The organism is Serratia sp. NFX21 (assembly GCF_048517035.1).
In the GTDB taxonomy this organism is placed as follows: Bacteria; Pseudomonadota; Gammaproteobacteria; order Enterobacterales; family Enterobacteriaceae; genus Serratia; species Serratia quinivorans.
This window is the reverse complement of record NZ_CP183196.1, coordinates 2147718-2170414: the sequence shown is the minus strand read 5'-3', so window position 1 is coordinate 2170414 and position 22697 is coordinate 2147718. Positions and strand designations below refer to the sequence as shown.

The window sequence follows — 22697 nt, the reverse complement described above, 5'->3', positions numbered from 1 at the left end:
CGCCCCCTTCCATTAGGCGACAACGTCCTGATAATAGCGCTGCGCCACGTCGGGATGTGAGCGAATGCGTCCTTTCAGGTAGTTAAAGCCCACGTCACGCAACAGCGGATTATGCGGATCGCTGGCTGGACCACGCGCCTCGGCCGCCAAATGCGCAGGGAGCTGATACAGCGGCACCACGGCGTCCAGCCGTGCCCCGAGGAAGAAGGCAATCGACAGGCGCTCGCTGCCTGCCGGCGGCGTCTCTACCCGGTGCACCGTGGCACGCAGATAGCCGTTGGTTGCCAACTCCAGCAGTTCACCGATGTTGACCACAAAGCTTTCTTCAAGCGGTTCGGCGTCAACCCAGCGCCCTTCGTCAACTTCAACCTGCAGGCCTTTCTGCCGGTCCTGCAGCAAAAAACTGAGAAAACCAGAGTCTTTATGGGCGCCCACCCCTTGCCCGCTGTCGGTAGCATCACGCCCCGGGTAGCGGATCAGTTTGATATGTTCATTGGGTTTGTCGCCATAGAGCGAATCAAATGCCTGCTCCGGCAAAGAAAGCGCCAGCGCAAAAGCACGCAACAGCCGTAGCGACATGGCGGTCATCGCCTGCTGCCACTGCAACAGCAGCGGTTTGAGTGCGGGTAGCGCCTCAGGCCATTGATTCGGCCCCTGTAAACGCGCCCATCGCGGAGTCTCATTGGCCAGTTGCAACGCAGGACGCTCCGCGCCGATATCGAACTGTTCGCGCCAGTCCGGCTGTCCGCGCGTCAGTTCGGCCGCCGCTCGGTTATAACCGCGGAAATGCGGCGAATGCACCATCTGCACCGCCAGCTTGTCCGCTTCCGGCAGCGCAAAAAACTGCCGGGCATGCTGCTGCAGTTGAGCATTCAACCTGTTATCCACGCCGTGTCCGCGCAGATAGAAAAAACCTACGTCACGGGCGGCCTCACGCAACCCGTCAAGAAATGCCTGCCGCTGTCGCCGGTCGCCGTCAAGCTGCGAAAGACTCAGTTGCGGCAGCGTCTTCAACGTCAGTGGTGGCGTCATTATCCTGTTCCTCTTCATCTCCGACAAAAACCGGACCGCTATAAAGGCGAATGATCAGCATCGTTAACTCCTGGATGGCCAGTGCATTAGCCCTATAGTTACCACCCCGCCAGAGACGCCAGCCAATATTGTTGCGTTCTAAGTTATGCAAAGATTCAACAAAGCGTCGCAAAACTGTCATCAAGGTTTCTTATGCTCTGCGCAATTTGTTTGCCGCCACTGGCTGGCGGCTTACGCTATCCGCTATTCTGTATACACCCCCATTTCACTCCCTGCCTGCTGGAGAAATACTGATGGATTTAGCCTTATTCGACCTGGATGAAACCCTGATTGATGATGACAGCGCCAGCCTGTGGATGCGCTGGTTAGTCACCGAGGGGTTTGCGCCGGCGGAACTGGAACAGCAGGAACAGCAGCTGATGCAGCTCTATTATCAGGGCAAGCTGTCGATGGAGGATTACATGCAGGCCACGCTGGCCCCATTGGCCGGCCTGAACACCCAGACGGTGGCCGGTTGGGTGCAGCGTTATATCCGCCGCGATATTCTGCCGCGTGTCTACCCCGCCGCTCGTGAACGACTGCTGTGGCACCGCGAGCGCGGTGACTGCATTTTGGTTATTTCCGCCACCGGCGAACATCTGGTCGCGCCGATTGCCGCACAGTTGGGTGCCGACGACGCACTGGCGATTGGCGTTGAGGTGCAAGACGGCCGCTTCACCGGTAACACTTACGGCACCATGACTTACCAACAGGGCAAGGTAACTCGCCTGAAAAAGTGGCTGGCTGAACACCCGGAGCTGAGCTTCGAGCACAGCCACGGTTACAGCGACTCCCTCAACGACAAGGCGATGTTGGAATATGTCGACAGCGCCACGGTGATTAATCCGGACAGAGAGCTCAACGCGCTGGCGGTGGAGCACGGCTGGGAGATTTGCCGCTGGGAGCGCTGAATGTGCCGCCCGGTCGGCAAAAAATGCCTTCCGGTGTGACAACGACTCAATTGTGGCGTACGAATAAGTACTTAGGTTAATTAACCCATATAAAAGAGGCGTTCTATGCTGACCATTTGGGGTCGTGAAAATTCGAACAACGTCAGAAAAGTGCTGTGGTGCGCCGCAGAACTGGAGTTGAACTACAGCCATATCAATGCCGGTGGCGCCTTTGGCAAAGTGAACGATGAGCTCTACCGTTCATTAAACCCGAACGGCCTGGTGCCGTTGCTGCAGGACGATGACTTCGTGCTGTGGGAATCCAACACCATAGTGCGCTATCTGGCGGCAAAATTTGGCAGCGAGCCGTTCTACCCGCAGGATCTGCAGGCACGCGCCAGCGCCGAGAAATGGATGGACTGGACCACCTCCACCATTGTCAGCCACTTTAGCGTAGTGTTCTGGGGCCTGGTGCGCACCAAGCCGGAACTGCGCGACATGGCCAAGATTGAAGCGGCGATCGCCGCGCTGGAAAAGCACTTCGACATCGTGGAAGCAACCCTGGGCCGCCAGCCTTATCTTTCCGGTGAGTCGTTCGGTATCGGTGACATCCCGCTAGGCAGCTTTGCTTACGCCTGGTTCTCAATGCCGATTGAGCGCCAACCCCGCCCGAACATGGAACGTTGGTATCAGCAACTAACCGAACGCCCGGCCTATCAGCGTGGCGTCATGAGTGAGTTAACCTGAGTTTTCTGCGCCCCTGCCGGGGCGCTATTATTTCTCCGCCAGTTGCCGGAACATCCCCCTGAAGTCATCTGGCCCGCCGCCCGTAACGCACCCAGCGTGCTGACCCCATGTTTATATTAAATTTCAACATGTTGCCTTTTCCACGGACTGTGCTTAAGTTAAGGGTTCACCAAGGAGGAAACATGAACATCACCGTTACCGAGATACCTGACGAAGAAACCCTCAACGTGATCCGTTTGGGTTTGCGGGCCCATAATAGCCCGTATATTGACCCTACCCAACGCAAACCCCTTGCCGTCTATAGCCAGGATGAAGCCGGTCGGGTGGTCGCAGGCCTGACCGGTGAAACCTGGGGCAACTGGTTGAGCGTGGAATGGCTGTGGGTGGATGATTCGCAGCGCGGCAGCGGGTTAGGTCGCAAGGTGGTGCTGGCGGCGGAACAGGAAGCGAGGGCGCGGGGTTGTCGTTATGTTCGCCTGGATACCTTCAGTTTTCAGGCACGCCCCTTCTACGAGAAACTCGGTTACCAACTACAGATGACGCTGCAGAATTATCCGGTAGAGCACGAATGTTACGTTCTCACCAAAACTCTTTTTGAATAGCAGGTGGCTTGATGGAAACCGCAACCATGGTTGTGAATTGCGTGGCGTACAAGGCCGGTCAACGGCTGGGTGAAGTGACCATTGATGATATCAGCGAGGTGGTCAAACAGCCGGACACCTTCGTCTGGCTCGGGTTGTGGCAGCCGGAAGACGCCTTTATGCGCAAGGTGCAGGAGGAGTTTGGCCTGCACGATCTGGCGATTGAGGATGCGCTTTGCGCCCACCAGCGGCCCAAGCTGGAAGCCTACGGCGATTCACTGTTTATCGTGGTCAAAACCGCGCAGTGGGGTCAGGGCGAAGTCGAATACGGCGAAACACACTTCTTCGTCGGCAAAAACTTCCTGGTTTCAGTGCGCCACGGCGCATCACCCAGCTACGCGCCGATCCGCGCCAAAGCCGAGGAAAACCACAGGCAAATGTGCCGTGGGCCGGGTTTTGCCTTGTATTCGGTGCTGGACTTTGTGGTGGATAACTACCGTACCGTGGTGGCGAAGTTCGAGCAGACCATCGAAGGCATCGAAGCCAACATGTTTAAATCGGAGTTTGATCAGGCCGCCATTGAGAACGTCTATACCCTGCGCCGTCACCTGCTGGCACTGCGCAATGCCGCGATGCCGATGGACGAAATCTGCAATCAACTGATTCGCCTGCATGAAGAGGTGATCCCGAAAGAGCTGCGCGCCTACGTGCGAGATGTGCAGGACCATGCGCGCCAGGTGGTCAGCAACATCGACGATATGCGCGAAATGCTGACTAACGCCATGCACGTCAACCTGGCGCTGGTCACGGTAAAACAGAACGAAGTGGTAAAACGACTGGCGGGCTGGGGGGCGATCCTGGCGATCCCAACGGTAATATTCAGCCTGTACGGCATGAACTTCGCCAATATGCCGGAACTGAAATTCCCCTGGGCCTATCACACCATCCTCGGGGTGACCGGCGTCGGCTGCTTCTTCCTGTATCAAAAACTGAAGAGATCCGGCTGGCTGTAAGCGGCACTGGGGCTGCGCACGACAGCCCCGTTTTTACCCTTTACTCGGGCTGAACCTGCGGCAGCGGGCCTGGTCGGGTCAGCAAGCTGCCAATCAGAAAGGCCGCCCCGCCCGCCAACAGACCCCCGTAGATTGGGCTGTTGGCCTCAATGCCGTGATAATACATCAGCACCAATACGCTCAGACTGCCGGTCAGCATGCTGGCGATAGCACCGGTGCTGGTGGCGCGTTGCCAGAAAATCGCACCGATCAACGGGATCAACATACCGCCCACCAACAGGTTATAGGCCAGCGTTAGCGCCATCATTACGTCGCGCACCACGAACGCCAGCCCCAACATAATGCAACCCATGACAAACGTCGTGAATCTCCCGGCCGCCAGCCCACCGGAGGGCCGCTTGCGGACAGCCGGCAATACATCTTCCAGCGCGATGGTTGACGATGCCAACAAACAGGCACTGGCCGTCGACATCAGCGCCGCCAACGCCGCCGCAGCCACCAGCCCGCTGACACCCGGCGGCAGCACCGCCTGAGCAATGGCGGCAAAGGCGCCGTCGGTATTGGTCAGTTGCGGCAGTACCAACTTGCCGGCCATACCAATCAGAGCACCGGCCACCCCATACAGCACGCAGTACACCCCAGCCCCCAACCCGGCATAGCGAGCAATATTGGTGCTGCGGGCGGTAAATACCCGCTGCCAGATATCCTGACCAATCAGAATGCCGAAGAAGTAGATCAGGAAGAACACCAGGATGGTATCAAGCCCGATCGACGACAGCTGGTAGTAGCTGTCCGGCAACAGGTGACTGAACGCCGCCCATCCACCCGCCTTGACGATGCTCATCGGCATCAACACCAGCATCATGCCGACGGTCATGATGATAAACTGGATGATGTCGGTTAGCGTCAACGACCACATACCGCCCAGCGTGGAATAAAGCACCACCAAACCGCCGCCGAGCAGAATCGATGCGGTGAACGACAAATCAAACATCACCTGCATCACACTGCCGATAGCAATAATCGAGGTCACGGCCACCATCAGGTCATAAGCCAGCATAATGGCACCGCTGGTGACCCGGGCTGCCGGATGATAGCGCCGCGCCAGCACCTGGCTGACGGTGTAGAGCTTTAGCTTGAGCAAGGGTTTGGCCAACACCAGGCTCAACACCACAATCCCCGCCCCCAGCGCACCACACAGCCACACGCCCGAGATCCCGTAGGTGTAACCCAGCTTAACGCTGCCAATGGTCGACGCCCCGCCAAGCACCACGGCGGACAGCGTGCCCAGGTACAAACAGGGCCCCAGATTGCGGCCGGCCACCAGATAATCTTCCTTGGTGGTGGCCCGGCGAACGCCAAGCCAACCCACCGCCCCTATCACCAAAAAGTAAAACACCACTACCAGCAGGTCGAGATTCATCGGTCACTCCGCATGCTTGTTATTATTCGGTATCAGGCGCAACGGCTCCGCCGATCGGGTTATCGGTCGCCTTATCGCGACGGCAGTACACACAGCATTTCAAACAACAGATTGGCCGCCAGTAGCGCGGTGTTGCCGGAACGATCGTAAGGCGGCGAAACCTCCACCACGTCGCTGCCGACCAGATTCAGTCCCCGGCAGCCTCTGACAATTTCCAGGCCCTGCCAGACCGACAGCCCACCGACCTCCGGCGTGCCGGTGCCCGGTGCAAATGCCGGATCCAGGCCGTCGATGTCGAAACTGAGATAAACCGGCGCATTGCCCATCTGCTCGCGCACTTCCTCCATCAGCGGTGCCAACGAGCGGTACCAGCAGGCTTCTGCCGGTACCACGCGGAACCCCTGCTTGCGCGACCAATCGAAATCATCAGCCTCATAGCCGCTGCCGCGCAGGCCAATCTGAATGACCCGTTGTGGCTGCAATAGCCCCTCTTCAAAGGCTCGCCGGAAAGTTGTTCCGTGTGCCAACTTTTCACCAAACATCTCTTCGTTGGTGTCTGAGTGAGCATCTACGTGAATCAAGCCGACCGGGCCATATCGGCTGGCCATGGCGCGCAGCACAGGCAACGTCAGCGTGTGGTCGCCCCCCAGCGTCAGTGGAATGCAGCCGTGGGCCAGAATGCCGTTATAGGCCAACTCAATGCGACGAACGCTGTCTTCCAGGCTGTAAGGATTGATGGCGATATCCCCCAGGTCGGCCACCTGCAGCCGTTCAAAAGGTGCGGCAGCGGTGCCCATGTTGTAAGGGCGGATCATCACCGATTCCTGGCGGATTTGCCGCGGCCCGTAGCGCGTGCCACTGCGGTTTGAGGTACCAATATCGAGAGGAATACCGACGAAGGCCGCATCCAGCCCCCGCGCATCGTCGGCAACGGGCAGACGCATCATGGTAGGGATACCGGCAAAACGCGGCATATCATTGCCACTCTGGGGTTGATTCAGCATGATCTTTCCTTATTCGGCTGTCAGATAATTTCAACATTTGGATAACAAATACAGGCTACCCGCCCCCTGACAGGGCTACCATTCCATCTTTGGGATGTAAGTATTGAAAACACCGATGTTTGTTAACACATTGAAGCATTGGATTTTATTTAACATTCATGCCATAAAAAGACAGTTTTACGGCCGCCAGCTTCATTTTGGGGATGTTATGAAATGGTTAATTGCGCGCTATTACTGCGGAGGAAAGGATGCTCACCAACCTAAGCGATATTGATCTGCGGCTGCTGCGGGTCTTCGTCGCCGTCGCCGAAGCCCATGGCGTCAGCGCCGCCCAGGAAACGTTGCTGATGAACCAGTCGACCATCAGCACCCATCTCGCCACCCTGGAAACCCGGCTGGGATTTCGCCTCTGTCAGCGAGGCCGCTCCGGTTTTATGCTGACGCCGAAAGGCGAACGCATGCTGATCGCCTGCCGCACCCTGTTCAACGCCGCGCGTGATTTCACCCGCGTCAGTCAGTCGCTGAATGGGCTACTGACCGGTGATTTGCAGATTGGTCTGGTAGATAATCTGGTGTCGCTGCCGGGTAATCCCTTCAGCCATGCCATCAAACAATTTCAACGCCGACACCAGGATGTGCAGTTACAGTGCCGCATTTGCGCCCCCGGCGAAATAGAACAGGGGCTGCTGAATCAGCAACTCGATTTGGGCATCGGCTATTTCGGTCAGCAGTTGGACGAGTTGCAGTATCAGCCCTGGATAGCAGAGACGCAGGCGGTTTATTGCAGCAGCGATCATCCGCTGTTTTCGCTGGAGCAACCGGGGCGTGAACAGATTGAAAATGCACGCTGGGTTAAACGCGGCTATTTGTTGGCACAGCAACTTTGTCCGCTGGCACCGTTAAATCTCGGCGCCGTCGCCCATCATATGGAAGGGGTCGCCCATTTGGTGCTCAGCGGCGAGTACCTCGGTTACCTGCCCACCCATTACGCTGCGCGTTGGGTAGAGCAAGGCGTATTGAAACAGTTAGGGGGGCAAGCGCTGTCTTATCAGGCGGCATTGAGTCTGGTGACCCGGCCGGGGGTGCCGAAGGAGGCCCTGAGCGCATTGCTGGAGGATTTGCAGCGCGCCGGAGAGATTTCAGCCGCTATGGTGTTAATGCAGTAACCCTGCGCGCTGGATAAAAAAATGCCCCGCACTTGGCAGGGCATGTTCGAAATGCTTAGTTGACCGGCATACGCGCCGGATCCGGGTACTGATATTCAAACCCCAGTTCATTGCAGATACGGCTGCCGTCCACCAGACGACCGCCCTGCTCCGTCTCGGCGGCAAACTGCGGCGGCGACAGATTTAACTGTTCGGCCAGAGCCGGGTAGAACTCACGTTTGGTGGGATGGGCCGGGGCGCACAGGTTATAAACGTGGCCGCCTTTCGGCAGTTTCAGCAACAGTTGGATCGCGCCGATCACGTCGTCCTGATGCACCAGATTGACTCCTTGCGAACCGCCTTTGACATCGACTTTGCCCGCCAGGAAACGCCCGGGATGGCGATCGCCCCCCACCAGCCCCGCCAGACGCAAAATATCCACCGAGGTGTTCGGCAGTTCATGCAGCCAACGCTCCAGCTCTGCCAGCACCAGGCCGGAAGGTGAAACCGGCTTCAGCGGCGAATCTTCGCGTACCGTGCCAGTGGTTTCCCCGTACACCGAGGTTGAACTGGTAAACAGAATGCGCGGCACACCGAAGGCCATCGCGCTGTCCACCAGCATGCGCACCGCATTAAAATAGTTTTCGCTGCCTTCGACGGTGCGGCGGGCTGGAAGTGTTACCACCAGCGCATCGACGCGCAGCAGCGCCTCCAGATCCTCCGGCTCGCAAATCAGTTCCGGCGTCAGTTCCAGCTGATAGCATTCGATCCCGCTCATCCGTGCGGCCTCGACGCCATCCGGCGTGGTTTTACTGCCAACAACGTCAAACCCACGGCTCATCAGCGACAGAGCCAGCGGCATACCCAACCAACCCAGGCCAATAATGGCTACCTTTTTCATCAGCTTCCTCTCTTGAAGACTGCAACGCTTTGCCCATTAAGGCTACGCCAGTCGGCGTAGTGATTCAATCCACCGACCTTAAGCTTAGGTAAAGTCGCGTCTTGCTAATAATTCATCCTGTTTCAATAAATTAAATTTATGACGAGAAAAAAGAGTTGCGTGAAAGACAGTGGATAGTTTAGGTTAATTAGCAATTGAGTTTGTAGCGACTTTATACAGAGAAAACATCATGACACGCATTCAGTTCAGCCACCATCATCACCATCACCCTGACTAGTCTTTCAGGCGATGTGTGCTGGAAGACGGTTTTTTAATCTTCCAGTGGCGCGCAGAATGCAAGAGAGAGCCCTCGGAAGATTTCTTCCGAGGGTTTTTTTTTGGCTCCGGACAGACAGATAAAATAATTTTCATAATAAATTCATAAAATTACAGATTAAACAGAGGTTACCATGCTGGATAAAACACGTTTACGGATAGCAATGCAGAAATCGGGCCGCCTGAGTGATGAGTCTCAGGAATTGCTGGCGCGCTGCGGGATCAAAATCAACCTGCAGCAACAACGCCTGATCGCCTTCGCAGAGAATATGCCGATCGATATCCTGCGCGTCCGTGATGACGACATCCCGGGCCTGGTGATGGATGGCGTGGTCGACCTGGGTATTATCGGTGAGAACGTGCTGGAAGAAGAGCTGCTCACCCGCCGCGCTCAAGGCGAAGACCCGCGTTATTTCACCCTGCGTCGCCTGGATTTCGGCGGTTGCCGCCTGTCGCTGGCCACCTCGCTCGACAGTGAATACACCGGCCCGCAAAGCCTGCAAGATGCCCGCATCGCCACCTCTTATCCACACCTGCTCAAGCAATACCTCGACAAACAGGGCGTGCGCTTCAAATCCTGTTTGCTGAACGGTTCGGTTGAAGTCGCGCCACGTGCCGGTTTGGCCGACGCCATCTGTGACCTGGTCTCCACCGGCGCCACGCTGGAAGCCAATGGGCTGCGTGAAGTTGAAGTGATTTACCGCTCGAAAGCCTGCCTTATCCAACGCGATGGCGAAATGCCGGAAGCCAAACAGCAATTGATCGACCGTCTGATGACCCGTATTCAGGGCGTGATCCAGGCGCGTGAATCCAAGTACATCATGCTGCACGCGCCGAGCGAGCGTCTGGACGAAATCGTCGCGCTGCTGCCGGGTGCCGAACGCCCGACCATTCTGCCATTGGCCGGGGCACAGAACCGCGTAGCTATGCACATGGTCAGTAGCGAAACCCTGTTCTGGGAAACCATGGAAAAACTGAAAGCGCTCGGTGCCAGCTCGATTCTGGTATTGCCTATTGAGAAGATGATGGAGTAACGCCATGTCGAACTTCAATACTCTGGTCAACTGGGCAGACTGCAGCGCCGAACAGCGCACGGCACTGCTGATGCGTCCGGCGATCTCCGCCTCGGACAGCATCAGCCGCACGGTGAGCGAAATCCTCGACCACGTGAAGGCCAATGGCGATCAGGCGCTGCGCGAATACAGCGCCAAATTTGATAAAACCGAAGTTGGCGCACTGCGCGTCACCGCAGAGCAAATAACGGCTGCCAGCGCGCGTCTGGGTGATGAGATCAAGCAGGCAATGGCAATTGCAGTCGCCAACGTGGAAACCTTCCACAATGCGCAAAAACTGCCGCCGGTCGATGTGGAAACCCAGCCGGGTGTGCGTTGTCAGCAGGTAACCCGCCCGATCGACTCGGTTGGGCTGTATATTCCCGGCGGTTCTGCCCCGCTGTTTTCTACGGTGTTGATGCTGGCGACACCGGCACGCATCGCCGGTTGCCGCCGCGTAGTGCTGTGTTCACCGCCGCCGATTGCCGATGAGATACTGTATGCCGCGCAACTGTGTGGAGTGGAAGAGGTGTTTCAGGTTGGCGGTGCGCAGGCGATCGCCGCTATGGCATTCGGTACCGACTCGGTACCGCGCGTGGCAAAAATCTTCGGGCCGGGCAATGCCTTTGTCACCGAAGCCAAACGCCAGATCAGCCAACGACTGGACGGCGCCGCCATCGATATGCCGGCCGGCCCTTCCGAAGTGCTGGTGATCGCCGACGCCGGTGCCACTCCGGCATTCGTCGCCTCGGATCTGCTGTCACAGGCGGAGCACGGCCCGGACTCGCAGGTGATTTTGTTGACGCCGGACGCCGCGATGGCGCAGGCGGTACGCGATGCCGTAGAACAGCAACTGGCACAATTACCCCGCGCCGAAACTGCACGTCAGGCGCTGGCCAGTAGCCGACTGATTGTCACCAAAGATTTGGCCGAGTGCGTGGCCATCAGCAATCAGTATGGCCCGGAACACCTGATTATTCAGACCCGCGACGCCCGCGCTCTGGTCGACAGCATCACCAGCGCCGGTTCGGTGTTTCTTGGCGACTGGTCACCGGAGTCTGCCGGTGACTATGCGTCCGGCACCAACCACGTGCTGCCAACCTATGGTTACACCGCCACCTGCTCCAGTTTGGGGCTGGCGGACTTCCAAAAACGCATGACGGTACAAGAGCTGACGCCGCAGGGCTTTATGAATCTGGCCGCCACCATTGAAACCCTGGCCGCCGCCGAGCAGTTGATTGCCCACAAAAACGCCGTGACCCTGCGCGTTGCCGCCCTGAAGGAGCAAGCATGAGCATTGAAAATCTGGCACGCGCCAACGTTCGCGATCTGACCCCTTATCAGTCGGCACGCCGCCTGGGTGGCAACGGCGACGTTTGGCTGAACGCCAACGAATACCCGATCGCCCCAGAGTTCCAACTGACCGCTCAAACCTTTAACCGTTACCCGGAGTGCCAACCGGCACTGGTGATCGAACGCTACGCCGAGTACGCCGGGGTTAAAAAGGAACAGGTGCTGGTCAGCCGTGGGGCAGACGAAGGTATCGAACTGCTGATCCGTGCATTCTGCGAGCCGGGAAAAGACGCCATCCTGTTCTGCCCGCCGACCTACGGTATGTATGCCGTCAGCGCCGAAACCTTTGGCGTGGAGCGTCGTACCGTGGCGGCCAAACAGGACTGGCAGCTGGATTTGCCGGCCATCGCCGACAGCCTGGACAACGTAAAACTGATTTACGTCTGCAGCCCCAACAACCCGACGGGTAACCTGATCGATGCCAACGATCTGCGCAGCCTGCTGGAAATGGCCAAGGGCAAGGCGATCGTTGCGGTCGACGAGGCCTATATTGAATTCTGCCCACAGGCAAGCGTCGCCGGCTGGCTAAATGACTACCCGCACCTGGCTATCTTGCGCACCCTGTCCAAGGCCTTTGCACTGGCTGGGCTGCGCTGCGGTTTTACCCTCGGCAACGAAGATTTAATCGCTCTGCTGCTGAAGGTGATCGCCCCTTACCCGCTCTCCACTCCGGTCGCCGATATCGCCGCTCAGGCGCTCAGCACCGAGGGGATCCGCATCATGCGCCAACGGGTTACCGAGATTGCTGCCAACCGCAGTTGGCTGCTGCAGGCGCTGCAAAACTGCGCCTGCGTTGAACAGGTTTTCACCAGCGACAGCAATTACCTGCTGGCACGATTCACTGCCTCCAGTAATGTGTTTAAAACCCTGTGGGATCAGGGCATCATCTTAAGAGACCAAAATAAACAACCGGGGTTATCCGGCTGCCTGCGCATCACCATAGGCACCCGTGAAGAATGCCAGCGCGTGGTTGATGCGCTGTCTGCCCTGCCCGGTGCAACCAAGACTCGCCAGGAGCCAATGTGAGCCAGAAATTCCTCTTTATTGACCGTGACGGCACGCTGATTGCTGAACCACCAGAAGATTTCCAGGTCGACCGCCTGGATAAACTGGCGCTGGAGCCGGACGTGATCCCTTGTCTGCTGGAGCTGCAGCAGGCGGGTTATCAACTGGTGATGATCACCAACCAGGATGGCCTCGGCACCGCCAGTTTCCCACAGGAAACCTTCGATCCGCCGCATAACCTGATGATGCAAATCCTCAGCTCACAGGGTATTCATTTTGAAGATATTCTGATCTGCCCGCACCTGCCGGCGGACAACTGTGACTGCCGCAAGCCGAAGACCGCGCTGGTCAAAGGCTATCTGGAACCCGGCGTAATGGATACCGTTCACAGCTACGTGATCGGCGATCGTCCGACCGACGTGCAACTAGCTGAGAATATGGGTATTCAGGGGTTGCGTTATCAGCGTGGCGCTCTGGGTTGGAAAGAAATTACTCGCCAACTGACCCAGCGCGATCGTCATGCACAGGTTAACCGCGTGACCAAGGAAACGCAGATTGACGTCAACGTCTGGCTGGATCGCGAAGGCGGCAGCAAGATCAAGACCGGCGTGGGCTTCTTCGATCACATGCTGGATCAGATTGCCACCCACGGCGGCTTCCGCATGGATATCAACGTCAAAGGCGATCTGTATATCGACGATCACCACACGGTGGAAGACACCGGCCTGGCGCTCGGTGAAGCGCTGAACAAGGCACTGGGCGACAAACGCGGCATCGCACGTTTCGGCTTTGTGCTGCCGATGGACGAGTGCCTGGCACGCTGTGCGCTGGATATTTCCGGCCGCCCGCACCTGGAATACAAAGCGGAATTCAACTATCAGCGCGTCGGCGATCTGAGCACCGAAATGGTCGAGCACTTCTTCCGTTCGCTGTCCTACACCATGGGCTGCACCCTGCACCTGAAAACCAAGGGCAAAAACGACCACCACCGTGTCGAAAGCCTGTTCAAAGTGTTTGGCCGCACGCTGCGCCAGGCGATCCGCGTTGAGGGCAACACCCTCCCGAGCTCGAAAGGAGTGCTGTGATGGACGTGGTGATTCTGGACACCGGCTGCGCTAACCTGGCCTCCGTCACCTACGCGGTGCAGCGTTTGGGCTACCGCCCGGAAGTGAGCCGTGACCCGGAGATCGTACTGCGCGCCGACAAGCTTTTTCTGCCAGGCGTGGGTACCGCGCAGGCGGCGATGGATCAACTGGAACAGCGCGAGCTGATTGAGTTGATCAAGGCCTGTACTCAACCGGTGCTGGGGATTTGCCTCGGCATGCAGTTGCTGGCAAAAAGCAGCGAAGAGAACGGCGGCATCGACACGCTGGGCATTATCGATACTCCGGTAACCCAGATGACCGACTTCGGCCTGCCGCTGCCGCACATGGGCTGGAATCAGGTGTCTGCGCAGGCGGGTCATCACCTGTTCCGCGGCATCGAAGACGGTGCCTACTTCTACTTCGTTCACAGCTATGCGATGCCGATATGCCCAAGCACCATCGCCCAGGCGAATTACGGCGAGCCCTTCACCGCCGCCGTGCAAAAAGACAATTTCTTCGGCGTGCAGTTTCATCCAGAGCGATCTGGCGCGGCCGGTGCGCAACTGTTGAAAAACTTTCTGGAGATGTAGGCAGCATGATTATTCCGGCTTTGGATTTGATCGACGGCAACGTAGTGCGTCTGCATCAGGGCGATTACGGCCAGCAGCGCGACTACGGTAACGATCCATTGTTACGCCTGCAGGACTATCAGCAACAGGGCGCACAGGTACTGCATCTGGTCGACCTGACCGGCGCGAAAGACCCGACCGCGCGCCAAATCCCCCTGCTGCGCAAGCTGCTGGCGGGAGTTAACGTACCGGTACAGGTTGGCGGCGGTATTCGCAATGAGCAGGACGTCGCTGCCCTGCTGGAGGCCGGCGCAACCCGCGTGGTGATCGGCTCCACCGCGGTAAAACAGCCGCAGCTGGTACAGGGCTGGTTCGAACGCTATGGCGCCGATGCCATGGTACTGGCGCTGGACGTGCGCATTGACGCAGACGGCACCAAACGCGTGGCGATCAGCGGCTGGCAGGAAAACTCGGATGCCACGCTGGAACAGGTGGTTGAGCAGTTCTTGCCTTATGGCCTCAAACACGTGCTGTGCACCGATATTTCCCGTGACGGGACATTGGCCGGTTCCAACGTGGCGCTGTATCAGGAAATCAGCCAACGATACCCGCAGATCGCCTTCCAGGCCTCTGGCGGTATCGGCAATCTGGATGATATCGCCCAGTTGCGCGGCAGTGGCGTTGAGGGTGTGATTGTGGGGCGTGCCCTGCTGGAAGGTAAGTTTAGCGTTGAGGAGGCGATCGCATGCTGGCAAAACGGATAATCCCGTGCCTGGATGTTAAAGACGGGCAGGTAGTGAAAGGCGTGCAGTTCCGCAACCATGAAATTATCGGTGATATCGTGCCGCTGGCGCAGCGCTATGCGCAGGAAGGCGCAGACGAACTGGTGTTTTACGATATCACCGCGTCAAGCGATGGCCGGGTGGTAGATAAAAGCTGGGTATCACGCGTGGCAGAGGTGATTGATATCCCCTTCTGCGTCGCCGGCGGGATTAAAAGCCCGGAAGACGCCAGCCAGATCCTCTCTTTCGGCGCCGACAAGATTTCCATCAACTCCCCGGCGCTGGCCGATCCGACGCTGATTAGCCGCCTGGCGGATCGCTTTGGCGTACAGTGCATTGTGGTGGGTATTGATACCTGGTTCGAAGCCGAAACCGGCAAGTATCACGTTAACCAGTACACCGGAGACGAAAGCCGCACCCGCGTCACAGAGTGGGAAACCCTGGATTGGGTGAAAGAAGTGCAGAAACGCGGCGCCGGCGAAATTGTGCTGAATATGATGAATCAGGACGGCGTGCGTAACGGCTACGATTTGGAACAGCTACGCCTGGTGCGTGAGGTGTGCAAAGTGCCATTGATCGCCTCCGGCGGCGCAGGCACCATGGAACACTTCCTGGAAGCCTTCCGCGATGTCGATGTCGATGGCGCACTGGCCGCTTCGGTGTTCCACAAACAAATCATTAATATCGGTGACCTGAAAAGGTTCTTGTCCGAACAAGGTGTGGAGATCCGCCTGTGTTAACAGAACAACAAAGAAACCTGCTGGACTGGGAAAAAACTGACCACCTGCTACCGGTAATCGTCCAGCATGCCGTATCCGGCGAAGTGCTGATGCTCGGCTATATGAATCAGGAAGCGCTGGCCGTGACCGAACAGAGCGGCAAGGTCACCTTTTTCTCACGCACCAAACAGCGCCTGTGGACCAAGGGCGAAAGCTCTGGCCACTTCCTTAACGTAGTCAGCATCACCCCGGATTGCGACAACGACACGCTGTTGATTCTGGCCAATCCTATCGGCCCTACCTGCCACCTGGGTAACACCAGTTGCTTCCACCCGGCCAGCAGCGATTGGGGTTTTCTGTATCAGCTGGAGCAACTGCTGGCAGAACGTAAGACGGCCAGCCCTGACAGCTCTTACACTGCCAGCCTGTACGCCAGTGGCACCAAGCGTATCGCGCAGAAAGTCGGGGAAGAAGGCGTGGAGACCGCACTGGCCGCCACGGTGAATGACCGCGAAGAATTGACCAACGAAGCTTCTGATCTGATTTATCACCTGTTGGTGTTGCTGCAGGATCAGGATTTGGACTTGAGCAAAGTGATTGGCCGGTTGCGCGAGCGGCACCAGAAATAACCCTGTTTTTCAGGCAAAAAAAAGCCGCCGGGCGTAAACCTCGGCGGCTTTTTTATACTTCAAACGTCGGGATTATTCCATCCATTCGGTATGGAATACGCCTTCTTTGTCGATACGTTTGTAGGTGTGAGCACCGAAGTAGTCGCGCTGCGCCTGGATCAGGTTGGCAGGCAGAACCGCTGAACGGTAGCTGTCGTAGTAGGCAATCGCTGCAGAGAAGGTCGGCGTAGGGATGCCGTTTTGCACCGCGTAGGACACCACGTCACGCAGCGCCTGCTGGTATTCATCAGCAATCTGCTTGAAGTATGGCGCCAGCAGCAGGTTAGCGATATCCGCGTCGTGTGCATAAGCGTCGGTGATTTTCTGCAGGAACTGTGCGCGGATGATACAGCCGGCGCGGAAGATCTTGGCAATATCGCCGTAGTGCAGATCCCAGTTGTTTTCTTTGGAAGCGGCCTTCAATTGAGAGAAGCCCTGCGCATAAGAAACGATTTTGCCCAGGTACAGTGCACGGCGCACTTTCTCAATAAATTCAGCTTTGTCACCGCTCACTGGCGTCGCCTTAGGACCGGTCAGCACTTTAGATGCTGCCACACGCTGGTCTTTCAGTGAGGACAGGTAGCGAGCGAACACTGACTCAGTGATCAGTGACAGCGGCTCGCCCAGATCCAGAGAGCTCTGGCTGGTCCATTTGCCGGTGCCTTTGTTGGCAGCTTCGTCCAGGATCACATCAACCAGGTATTTACCTTCTTCATCTTTCTTGGTGAAGATATCTTTGGTGATGTCGATCAGGTAGCTGTTCAGTTCGCCTTTGTTCCACTCGGCGAAGGTTTCAGCCAGCTGTTCGTTGCTCAGATTCAACGCCTGTTTCAACAGGGAGTAAGCTTCTGCGATCAGCTGCATGTCGCCGTACTCGATACCGTTGTGTACCATCTTCACATAGTGACCGGCACCGTCAGCACCGATATAGGTCACGCAAGGCTCGCCTTCCGCTACCGCAGCGATTTTCTTCAGGATTGGCGCCACCAGCTCGTAAGCTTCTTTCTGACCGCCAGGCATGATTGAAGGCCCTTTCAGCGCGCCCTCTTCACCACCGGAAACACCGGTACCGATGAAGTTGAAGCCTTGATCAGACAGTTCGCGGTTACGACGGATGGTGTCCTGATAGTAGGTGTTGCCACCGTCGATCAGGATGTCACCTTTATCCAGGTGCGGAGTCAGGGAAGCAATGGTCTTGTCAGTCGCTTCACCCGCTTTCACCATCAGCAAGATGCGGCGTGGTTTTTCCAGCGATTCAACGAACTCTTCGACGGTGTAGTGCGGCACCAGGTTTTTACCTGGATTCTCGGCAATAACTTCATCAGTTTTATCGCCTGAACGGTTAAAGATCGAAACGGTGTAACCACGGCTTTCGATGTTCAGTGCCAGATTGCGGCCCATTACCGCCATGCCGACAACGCCGATTTGTTGCTTGGACATTGAAGAACTCCTGTCTGAGGATGACCCTGTTAACAACTGTGGCCAACAGGTTTGTGATGTGGCACACATGTTAACTCAGGAAGCTGCCGCGTGGGTAGTGATTGGTGCGATAGGCAACTCGTCGAACCGGATCTTTGGCAAAAAAGTGAGAAAACCACACCCCAGGAGTAGAACACCATTTGGATGGAAATAATTACCCAATTAAATTCAATGAATTGGAGGGATTTTTTTTAGAATAAGGTTTATCGACAATTTAGATGTTTCCTGATTGCGCGATTCCTCACGGCTGCTAAAATTGGGGGCATTAATTAATGCTGTGAGTTTTGTCCCAAGGGTAAGAGCCATGCAGGCATTGATATTGTATTTTATTGGAGAATGTAGTGTCTGAGCATCAAGCCATTAGCCATACTTCTGCGACCGTCGATGAAAATATCAACAACCACAAAATCGCAGCAGTGATCATCTCTTATCATCCGGAACTGGGCAATCTCACCACCTTAATAGAAGAACTTAAGCGTCAGCAGGTTCCCAGCGTTCTGGTTGATAACGGCTCACTGGAGCCATCCGTTGTTGAGGAACTCTCTCGGCTGGCCACAGTCGTACGCCTGTGCGAAAACGTCGGCATTGCGAAAGCGCAAAATATCGGCGTTGAACATGCCCGCACGGTGCATGACGCCGAACTGATCGTGTTTTTCGATCAAGACAGCCACATCGACGAAAACTTTATAACCGGCTTGCTCCAAGATTACTACCAGGTCTCTGCAACCGAGCAAGTCGCCGCTATCGGCCCCATCTTTACTGACTCACGCTATGGTTTCCATTACCCTTTAATCCGGGTAAACAAGCTGGGCTGGCGCACCAAAGTACTCCCGCAACTCCAGACGGCGCCATTTGAAGTCAGCATGATCATCTCCTCGGGATCACTGATTCCCATGGCGGTATTGCTCGACGTGGGATATATGGACGAGTCATTGTTTATCGACTACGTTGATACCGAATGGTGTCTGCGCGCCGTTGCCAAAGGTTACAAAATTTATGCGGCAACCTCGGCCAAGATGTCGCATGCCATCGGCGACAGAGCGATGAAAGTACTGGTCTGGCATGTCCCTATGCATTCGGCTTTCCGCCGATACTACCGGCTGCGCAACGGGCTGTTCCTGGCAAGGATGAAACACATTCCGCCATTAATGAAAATACGCGAAAACGTTTTTAACGCCATCCATCAATTATTACTGATCGCTACACAACCGAACAAAAAAACGCATCTGGCAACCTGGTGCCGTGCGGTTAAAGACGGACTTAGCTCAAAATGAGTGCTATTGAAGAAAAAATGCCCATTGTCGCTTCCATTGTCTTGTATAAACACAAACAAGGGGATATCCAACCCACTATCGACTCGCTGTTAGCGGAGCCATTAATAGAAACCATAGTGCTGGTTGACAATGCCAGCAGCGAATGGGCAAGCAATTTAAACAACCCACGCATTGCTTATATCAAGTCAGCCGTCAATGGCGGCTATGGCCACGGCCATAATCAGGCTATGGATAAGTACTTGGATAAATGCAAGTATTTCATTATCTGTAATCCAGACATTGCTTTTGAGCCAGGCACGGTGACGAGTTTATATAACTTCGCCGAAAGTGGCGGCCACCGCTTTATTGCACCAAAAATTATTTATCCAAGCGGTGAAGAGCAGCGTGTCTGCCGTTTGCTGCCGACGCCCGCTCATCTGATCCTGCGTCGCTTTATGCCATTTTTATCAAAGTACCTCGATGAAAACTACGAACTGCAAAACGCCGACTACAATAAGAACTTTTTTGCGCCGACCATTTCCGGCTGCTTTATGTTCGTGGAGTCGGCACTGCTGAAACAGCTGCAAGGTTTTGATTCACGTTACTTTATGTATCTTGAAGATGTCGATCTGTGCCGCAAAGTGCTGCAATATGAAAAACCGATGTTTTGTTCGGAAGCGACGGTGACGCATGCCTTTGCCAAAGGATCGTACAAAAATCTGAAGTTGATGAGTTATCACATCCGTTCGGCAATCACCTATTTCAATAAATGGGGTTGGTTTTTTGATGCGGAGCGCCGGGGTGTGAATAAAAAATGCATAAAGCAGCTACCACGGCTGAAAAAACAGGGCGAGGAAAAGTAGCAAATGGGTAATAACGGGCTCTTGGGGCGATTAACGCTAGCCGTCTTTGGAATTGTTTGTCTGGCAGGCATTCTTTGGCTTCCCGTCAACGGGGTAAGTAAAAGCTTTGCCGTCGCCGCCGTAGCGAACTTTGTGTTCTTCACCTATTTTTTCAAGAACATTTACAACCCGGCTTCGATCTTCATGAGCATGTTCCTGTTGATGATTGGTTGCAGCCAGGCGAAGTTGACGCTCATTGAACAGGATGACTTTAGCCAGTCGACCTGGATGGCATTGTTTGCCGTCATTGCCTGCTTCTATATTGTCGTTGCCGCCTTTATCCTGCGGCGCGGACGCATTGCCCTCAACCGCGATACGACCATCCGCGCCGGCATTTCCGCGCGAACGCTGTTCTGGTCCAACGTGATCTGTGTCGTGGTCGAAGCGTTCCTTTATTGGTATGCCATTCATAAAATCGGCAGCATTCCTTTATTCGACGATAACGCACGCGCGAATATTATGCCTAAAGTGATCAGCAACTATTTGATGACGCTGATGGTTATCCCTACTTTCTTTATTATTTTCAACACCATCTACGTGACTGAGTCGAGAAAGTACGGCTATCTGCTTTTCAGCGCCGCATATTTGGGTTTGCTGATGCTGCTTGGCGGCAGGATAAATATCTTTGTTCCCGTAATTACCAGCCTGTTCTACGTGCTGATTCAATACTATGTCGCCAAAGAGAATAAATCTGCCCTGCTGACAACAGGCGTGATCACGCTGGTCTCCGTCGTACTGTTGATGATCAGTATGCCGTTGATTCGAACCCAAATTTACGTTCAAAACCAACAGCCTGCCGCAGCGGAAAAGGCGCAGACCGGCATGCAGTATTATGAGGCCATTTATAACAGCCCAAATACCGCCTCACAGCAGCATCAGACGGTAAAGGACTTTAAGCCCAGCATGAAGCTGCCACCTCAGATGATGTCCATCTGGATCAACCTGAGCACGGAGATGCACGCCTTTAACAAAATGGTTATTTATCTGGATAAGACCCACGATTTCAGAGATGGCCGCATGTTGATGACCGGGACCTTCCGCTTCGCCAGCAAATATTTCATGCCGGAAGAAACGCTGGATTTGGTTAAAATGGGCGGCTATGACTGGATCAATATCATGACATTTATGCAGAAACCTTATATGGACTTTGGCGTCTATGGCATCGCCGGTTTCATGCTGGTATTTACCTGGGTCGGCATGGCGCTGTATCAGCGCGTGCAGCAAAGGAAAACCCTGGCCAACACCCTGCTCTACAGTTATTTCTGTATGGCCATGCTATTCATGATTTTTGACAACCATTTCTATTACTCAACCGTCATAGTTAACGTCCTCCTGCTCTTGCTGTTCAAAGCATTTATGAGCAGAGACTGGTTGGCAAAACTCCATTTGGCCAAACCACAGCACGGGATCAAGGCAATAGTTCATGATTAAGTATCTTAATCAGCCGTTGGTTAAAAACTACATTTCGTTACTGCTGGTGCAGGGAGGAAATTTTATATTCCCTCTGCTGGTTTTCCCTCTGGTGGGAAGGAACATCGGCGTCAGTGAATTTGGTAATATTCTGTTCTGCTATATGGTCGCGTTTTATTTTTCCATTTTTGTCGATTACGGCTTTAACTTTTCGGCGGTGCGAAGAGTCTCGAAAATGGAAAACCACCATGGCATAGGTGAAAGCTTTTATAGCATCACCTTCTCGAAAGTGATCCTGGCCGCCTGCGCGTTGGCGGCGATGACGCTGATGACCCTGGGTTGGGAGAAACTGTCTCAGCTGAGCGGCTATATGGTTCTCTCCGCTTTGCTGATCGTCGCCTCCATGCTCTCCCCTTACTGGCTATTACAGGGCGTGGGCAAAACCGCCGCGGGAGCATTAATCACATTATTCGCCAGGATAGCAACGCTGGCGATCTTCCTCTGTTTCCCCATGACCCCCTACAGCTCGGTTCTGCTGCTGGTATTTCCTAACTTTCTGGCTGCACTCATCATGCTGCTGTGGGTTTTTCGGCGCTACCGCATCGGCCTGCCGCGATTCTCCCCGTCAGAAATTACCGCAAATCTAAAGGAAGGCTGGCCGGTATTTGTCGCTAACTCCATCACTATGGTGTATGCGGCCAGTAATACCATCCTTCTGGGCATCATTTCCGGGCCGCTGGCTGCAGGTTTGTACGGCGCAGCGGAGAGGCTGGTTCGTTCCGGTCTTGCGGTTATGGCGCCATTATGCCAGGCCGCCTATCCAATCATATGCAGCTACCGCACGGAACAGATAGTCAAGCGGAACAAAATCATTAAGCTGGTTTTAGCCGCCAGTTTCGTGTTCGGCATAGGCGCCTTCCTGGTGCTGAATCTCTTCTCCACGCCTATCATCACCCTGCTGTTTGGTGAAGCATTCATTGCCGCAGCACCGATCCTGGCGGTATTGTCCGTCATGCTGTTGATCATTCCGCCGGCCATAGTATTGGCGCAGCTTTATCTGTTGGCGAATAGCCACGATAAGGTCTTACAGAGGATCTATATTTTCTGCTCCGCGACGCACTGCCTGCACATCTATTTCCTGACCAAGTTCTTTGGCACGATGGGAGCCTCTTACTCATTAATTTTTACCGAACTTCTGGCGACGTTGCTGATTGTTTATATGAGCATGAGAATATTCAAAAGAGAAAAACTGATTAGCTGCGCTTCTTGATCGTTAAAGCATATAAAAAAAGCGAGCATCTCTCTGGGAGATGCTCGCTTTTTGCCGTAT

At 55.3% G+C, this 22697-nt stretch carries 24 protein-coding genes and 1 other annotated feature; of the genes, 18 read left to right on the top strand and 6 right to left on the bottom strand.

Translation table 11 applies throughout. The annotated features are described in order from the left end of the window. Positions 1-12 precede the first annotated feature (12 nt). Together ACNT1W_RS10265 and ACNT1W_RS10260 are read right to left on the bottom strand one after the other, a co-directional pair. The gene (locus ACNT1W_RS10265; protein WP_017892218.1) at positions 13-1032 is read right to left on the bottom strand and encodes an isopenicillin N synthase family dioxygenase; all 1020 of its coding nucleotides are present in this window, start codon (positions 1030-1032) and stop codon (positions 13-15) included. Beyond that, positions 977-1213, bottom strand: a complete 237-nt coding sequence (locus ACNT1W_RS10260) for a hypothetical protein (RefSeq protein WP_071821351.1) — start codon at positions 1211-1213, stop codon at positions 977-979. The genes ACNT1W_RS10265 and ACNT1W_RS10260 overlap by 56 nt, the downstream gene beginning before the upstream one ends. Before the next feature lie 112 nt (positions 1214-1325). Between ACNT1W_RS10260 and ACNT1W_RS10255 the strand changes: the two genes are divergently transcribed. The 4 genes from ACNT1W_RS10255 (at position 1326) to ACNT1W_RS10240 (ending at position 4302) form a co-directional block, all read left to right on the top strand. Beyond that, positions 1326-1982 carry an HAD family hydrolase gene (locus tag ACNT1W_RS10255; RefSeq protein WP_012006057.1) on the top strand — a complete coding sequence of 219 codons (657 nt, stop codon included), beginning with the start codon at positions 1326-1328 and terminating at the stop codon, positions 1980-1982. A gap of 105 nt (positions 1983-2087) precedes the next feature. Then, a complete protein-coding gene (locus tag ACNT1W_RS10250; protein ID WP_012006056.1) occupies positions 2088-2708 on the top strand; it encodes a glutathione S-transferase family protein in 621 nt (206 codons plus the stop codon). 182 nt (positions 2709-2890) lie between these two features. Beyond that, positions 2891-3310: a GNAT family N-acetyltransferase gene (locus ACNT1W_RS10245; protein WP_017892216.1), complete on the top strand. Its 420-nt coding sequence runs from the start codon at positions 2891-2893 to the stop codon at positions 3308-3310. A gap of 11 nt (positions 3311-3321) precedes the next feature. Beyond that, positions 3322-4302: a magnesium and cobalt transport protein CorA gene (locus tag ACNT1W_RS10240; protein WP_012006054.1), complete on the top strand. Its 981-nt coding sequence runs from the start codon at positions 3322-3324 to the stop codon at positions 4300-4302. Positions 4303-4342: 40 nt separating this feature from the next. On the opposite strand, the gene ACNT1W_RS10235 is transcribed toward ACNT1W_RS10240, so the two are convergent. Both ACNT1W_RS10235 and speB read right to left on the bottom strand, forming a co-directional pair. After that, entirely contained in the window at positions 4343-5725 is a 1383-nt protein-coding gene (locus ACNT1W_RS10235; protein ID WP_112362344.1) for a sodium:solute symporter, read from the bottom strand. 71 nt (positions 5726-5796) lie between these two features. Beyond that, on the bottom strand, positions 5797-6729 hold the full coding sequence (gene speB, locus ACNT1W_RS10230) for an agmatinase (RefSeq protein ID WP_012006052.1): 933 nt from the start codon (positions 6727-6729) through the stop codon (positions 5797-5799). A gap of 248 nt (positions 6730-6977) precedes the next feature. On the opposite strand from speB, the gene ACNT1W_RS10225 reads away from it, so the two are divergent. Next, positions 6978-7895 (top strand): LysR family transcriptional regulator, encoded by a 918-nt coding sequence (locus tag ACNT1W_RS10225; protein ID WP_112362345.1) that lies wholly within the window; start codon positions 6978-6980, stop codon positions 7893-7895. A gap of 55 nt (positions 7896-7950) precedes the next feature. Here the strand turns inward: ACNT1W_RS10225 and ACNT1W_RS10220 are convergent, their stop codons facing one another. Beyond that, complete coding sequence (locus tag ACNT1W_RS10220; RefSeq protein ID WP_112362346.1) at positions 7951-8775, bottom strand: SDR family oxidoreductase; 825 nt, start codon at positions 8773-8775, stop codon at positions 7951-7953. A gap of 229 nt (positions 8776-9004) precedes the next feature. On the opposite strand from ACNT1W_RS10220, the gene hisL reads away from it, so the two are divergent. The 9 genes from hisL to hisIE all read left to right on the top strand — a co-directional run bounded on the left by hisL (position 9005) and on the right by hisIE (position 16284). Further along, on the top strand, positions 9005-9052 hold the full coding sequence (gene hisL, locus ACNT1W_RS10215) for a his operon leader peptide (protein WP_101495319.1): 48 nt from the start codon (positions 9005-9007) through the stop codon (positions 9050-9052). Next, positions 9028-9154, top strand: a sequence feature (His leader region). It overlaps the preceding gene by 25 nt. Before the next feature lie 70 nt (positions 9155-9224). Beyond that, positions 9225-10124 carry an ATP phosphoribosyltransferase gene (hisG, locus tag ACNT1W_RS10210; protein WP_012006049.1) on the top strand — a complete coding sequence of 300 codons (900 nt, stop codon included), beginning with the start codon at positions 9225-9227 and terminating at the stop codon, positions 10122-10124. Between the two features lie 4 nt (positions 10125-10128). Continuing rightward, positions 10129-11436, top strand: coding sequence for a histidinol dehydrogenase (gene hisD, locus ACNT1W_RS10205; RefSeq protein ID WP_261422813.1), 1308 nt, complete (start codon positions 10129-10131; stop codon positions 11434-11436). Further along, positions 11433-12521, top strand: coding sequence for a histidinol-phosphate transaminase (gene hisC, locus ACNT1W_RS10200; protein WP_112362348.1), 1089 nt, complete (start codon positions 11433-11435; stop codon positions 12519-12521). The genes hisD and hisC overlap by 4 nt, the downstream gene beginning before the upstream one ends. Further along, a complete protein-coding gene (gene hisB, locus ACNT1W_RS10195; protein ID WP_112362349.1) occupies positions 12518-13585 on the top strand; it encodes a bifunctional histidinol-phosphatase/imidazoleglycerol-phosphate dehydratase HisB in 1068 nt (355 codons plus the stop codon). Before hisC ends, hisB begins: the two co-directional genes overlap by 4 nt. Next, entirely contained in the window at positions 13585-14175 is a 591-nt protein-coding gene (gene hisH, locus ACNT1W_RS10190; protein ID WP_012006045.1) for an imidazole glycerol phosphate synthase subunit HisH, read from the top strand. The genes hisB and hisH overlap by 1 nt, the downstream gene beginning before the upstream one ends. Before the next feature lie 5 nt (positions 14176-14180). Beyond that, positions 14181-14918 (top strand): 1-(5-phosphoribosyl)-5-[(5-phosphoribosylamino)methylideneamino]imidazole-4-carboxamide isomerase, encoded by a 738-nt coding sequence (gene hisA, locus ACNT1W_RS10185; protein WP_012006044.1) that lies wholly within the window; start codon positions 14181-14183, stop codon positions 14916-14918. Next, the gene (hisF, locus tag ACNT1W_RS10180; RefSeq protein WP_012006043.1) at positions 14900-15676 is read left to right on the top strand and encodes an imidazole glycerol phosphate synthase subunit HisF; all 777 of its coding nucleotides are present in this window, start codon (positions 14900-14902) and stop codon (positions 15674-15676) included. Before hisA ends, hisF begins: the two co-directional genes overlap by 19 nt. Then, positions 15670-16284: a bifunctional phosphoribosyl-AMP cyclohydrolase/phosphoribosyl-ATP diphosphatase HisIE gene (hisIE, locus tag ACNT1W_RS10175; protein ID WP_112362351.1), complete on the top strand. Its 615-nt coding sequence runs from the start codon at positions 15670-15672 to the stop codon at positions 16282-16284. The genes hisF and hisIE overlap by 7 nt, the downstream gene beginning before the upstream one ends. Before the next feature lie 72 nt (positions 16285-16356). Here the strand turns inward: hisIE and gndA are convergent, their stop codons facing one another. Continuing rightward, entirely contained in the window at positions 16357-17763 is a 1407-nt protein-coding gene (gndA, locus tag ACNT1W_RS10170) for an NADP-dependent phosphogluconate dehydrogenase (protein WP_012006041.1), read from the bottom strand. A 380-nt stretch (positions 17764-18143) separates the two neighbouring features. Between gndA and ACNT1W_RS10165 the strand changes: the two genes are divergently transcribed. From ACNT1W_RS10165 to ACNT1W_RS10150, 4 genes are read left to right on the top strand one after another with little or no spacing between them, the layout of a single operon-like run. Beyond that, positions 18144-19076 carry a glycosyltransferase family 2 protein gene (locus ACNT1W_RS10165; RefSeq protein WP_198642267.1) on the top strand — a complete coding sequence of 311 codons (933 nt, stop codon included), beginning with the start codon at positions 18144-18146 and terminating at the stop codon, positions 19074-19076. Beyond that, a complete protein-coding gene (locus tag ACNT1W_RS10160) occupies positions 19073-19918 on the top strand; it encodes a glycosyltransferase (RefSeq protein ID WP_419246738.1) in 846 nt (281 codons plus the stop codon). Before ACNT1W_RS10165 ends, ACNT1W_RS10160 begins: the two co-directional genes overlap by 4 nt. Before the next feature lie 3 nt (positions 19919-19921). After that, complete coding sequence (locus ACNT1W_RS10155; RefSeq protein WP_261129991.1) at positions 19922-21388, top strand: hypothetical protein; 1467 nt, start codon at positions 19922-19924, stop codon at positions 21386-21388. Then, the gene (locus ACNT1W_RS10150; protein ID WP_261130001.1) at positions 21381-22637 is read left to right on the top strand and encodes an oligosaccharide flippase family protein; all 1257 of its coding nucleotides are present in this window, start codon (positions 21381-21383) and stop codon (positions 22635-22637) included. The genes ACNT1W_RS10155 and ACNT1W_RS10150 overlap by 8 nt, the downstream gene beginning before the upstream one ends. Positions 22638-22697 lie beyond the last annotated feature (60 nt).

What these genes read in the sequence shown, in the direction of transcription:
- hisF (WP_012006043.1), top strand. Translation starts at nt 14,900, where the DNA reads ATGCTGGCAAAACGGATAATCCCGTGCCTGGATGTTAAAGACGGGCAG.
- ACNT1W_RS10225 (WP_112362345.1), top strand. Translation starts at nt 6,978, where the DNA reads ATGCTCACCAACCTAAGCGATATTGATCTGCGGCTGCTGCGGGTCTTC.
- ACNT1W_RS10160 (WP_419246738.1), top strand. Translation starts at nt 19,073, where the DNA reads ATGAGTGCTATTGAAGAAAAAATGCCCATTGTCGCTTCCATTGTCTTG.
- hisD (WP_261422813.1), top strand. Translation starts at nt 10,129, where the DNA reads ATGTCGAACTTCAATACTCTGGTCAACTGGGCAGACTGCAGCGCCGAA.
- ACNT1W_RS10250 (WP_012006056.1), top strand. Translation starts at nt 2,088, where the DNA reads ATGCTGACCATTTGGGGTCGTGAAAATTCGAACAACGTCAGAAAAGTG.
- gndA (WP_012006041.1), bottom strand. Translation starts at nt 17,763, where the DNA reads ATGTCCAAGCAACAAATCGGCGTTGTCGGCATGGCGGTAATGGGCCGC.
- speB (WP_012006052.1), bottom strand. Translation starts at nt 6,729, where the DNA reads ATGCTGAATCAACCCCAGAGTGGCAATGATATGCCGCGTTTTGCCGGT.
- hisA (WP_012006044.1), top strand. Translation starts at nt 14,181, where the DNA reads ATGATTATTCCGGCTTTGGATTTGATCGACGGCAACGTAGTGCGTCTG.
- hisC (WP_112362348.1), top strand. Translation starts at nt 11,433, where the DNA reads ATGAGCATTGAAAATCTGGCACGCGCCAACGTTCGCGATCTGACCCCT.
- hisH (WP_012006045.1), top strand. Translation starts at nt 13,585, where the DNA reads ATGGACGTGGTGATTCTGGACACCGGCTGCGCTAACCTGGCCTCCGTC.
- ACNT1W_RS10245 (WP_017892216.1), top strand. Translation starts at nt 2,891, where the DNA reads ATGAACATCACCGTTACCGAGATACCTGACGAAGAAACCCTCAACGTG.
- ACNT1W_RS10150 (WP_261130001.1), top strand. Translation starts at nt 21,381, where the DNA reads ATGATTAAGTATCTTAATCAGCCGTTGGTTAAAAACTACATTTCGTTA.
- ACNT1W_RS10220 (WP_112362346.1), bottom strand. Translation starts at nt 8,775, where the DNA reads ATGAAAAAGGTAGCCATTATTGGCCTGGGTTGGTTGGGTATGCCGCTG.
- hisG (WP_012006049.1), top strand. Translation starts at nt 9,225, where the DNA reads ATGCTGGATAAAACACGTTTACGGATAGCAATGCAGAAATCGGGCCGC.
- ACNT1W_RS10255 (WP_012006057.1), top strand. Translation starts at nt 1,326, where the DNA reads ATGGATTTAGCCTTATTCGACCTGGATGAAACCCTGATTGATGATGAC.
- ACNT1W_RS10260 (WP_071821351.1), bottom strand. Translation starts at nt 1,213, where the DNA reads ATGACAGTTTTGCGACGCTTTGTTGAATCTTTGCATAACTTAGAACGC.
- ACNT1W_RS10155 (WP_261129991.1), top strand. Translation starts at nt 19,922, where the DNA reads ATGGGTAATAACGGGCTCTTGGGGCGATTAACGCTAGCCGTCTTTGGA.
- ACNT1W_RS10235 (WP_112362344.1), bottom strand. Translation starts at nt 5,725, where the DNA reads ATGAATCTCGACCTGCTGGTAGTGGTGTTTTACTTTTTGGTGATAGGG.
- ACNT1W_RS10265 (WP_017892218.1), bottom strand. Translation starts at nt 1,032, where the DNA reads ATGACGCCACCACTGACGTTGAAGACGCTGCCGCAACTGAGTCTTTCG.
- ACNT1W_RS10240 (WP_012006054.1), top strand. Translation starts at nt 3,322, where the DNA reads ATGGAAACCGCAACCATGGTTGTGAATTGCGTGGCGTACAAGGCCGGT.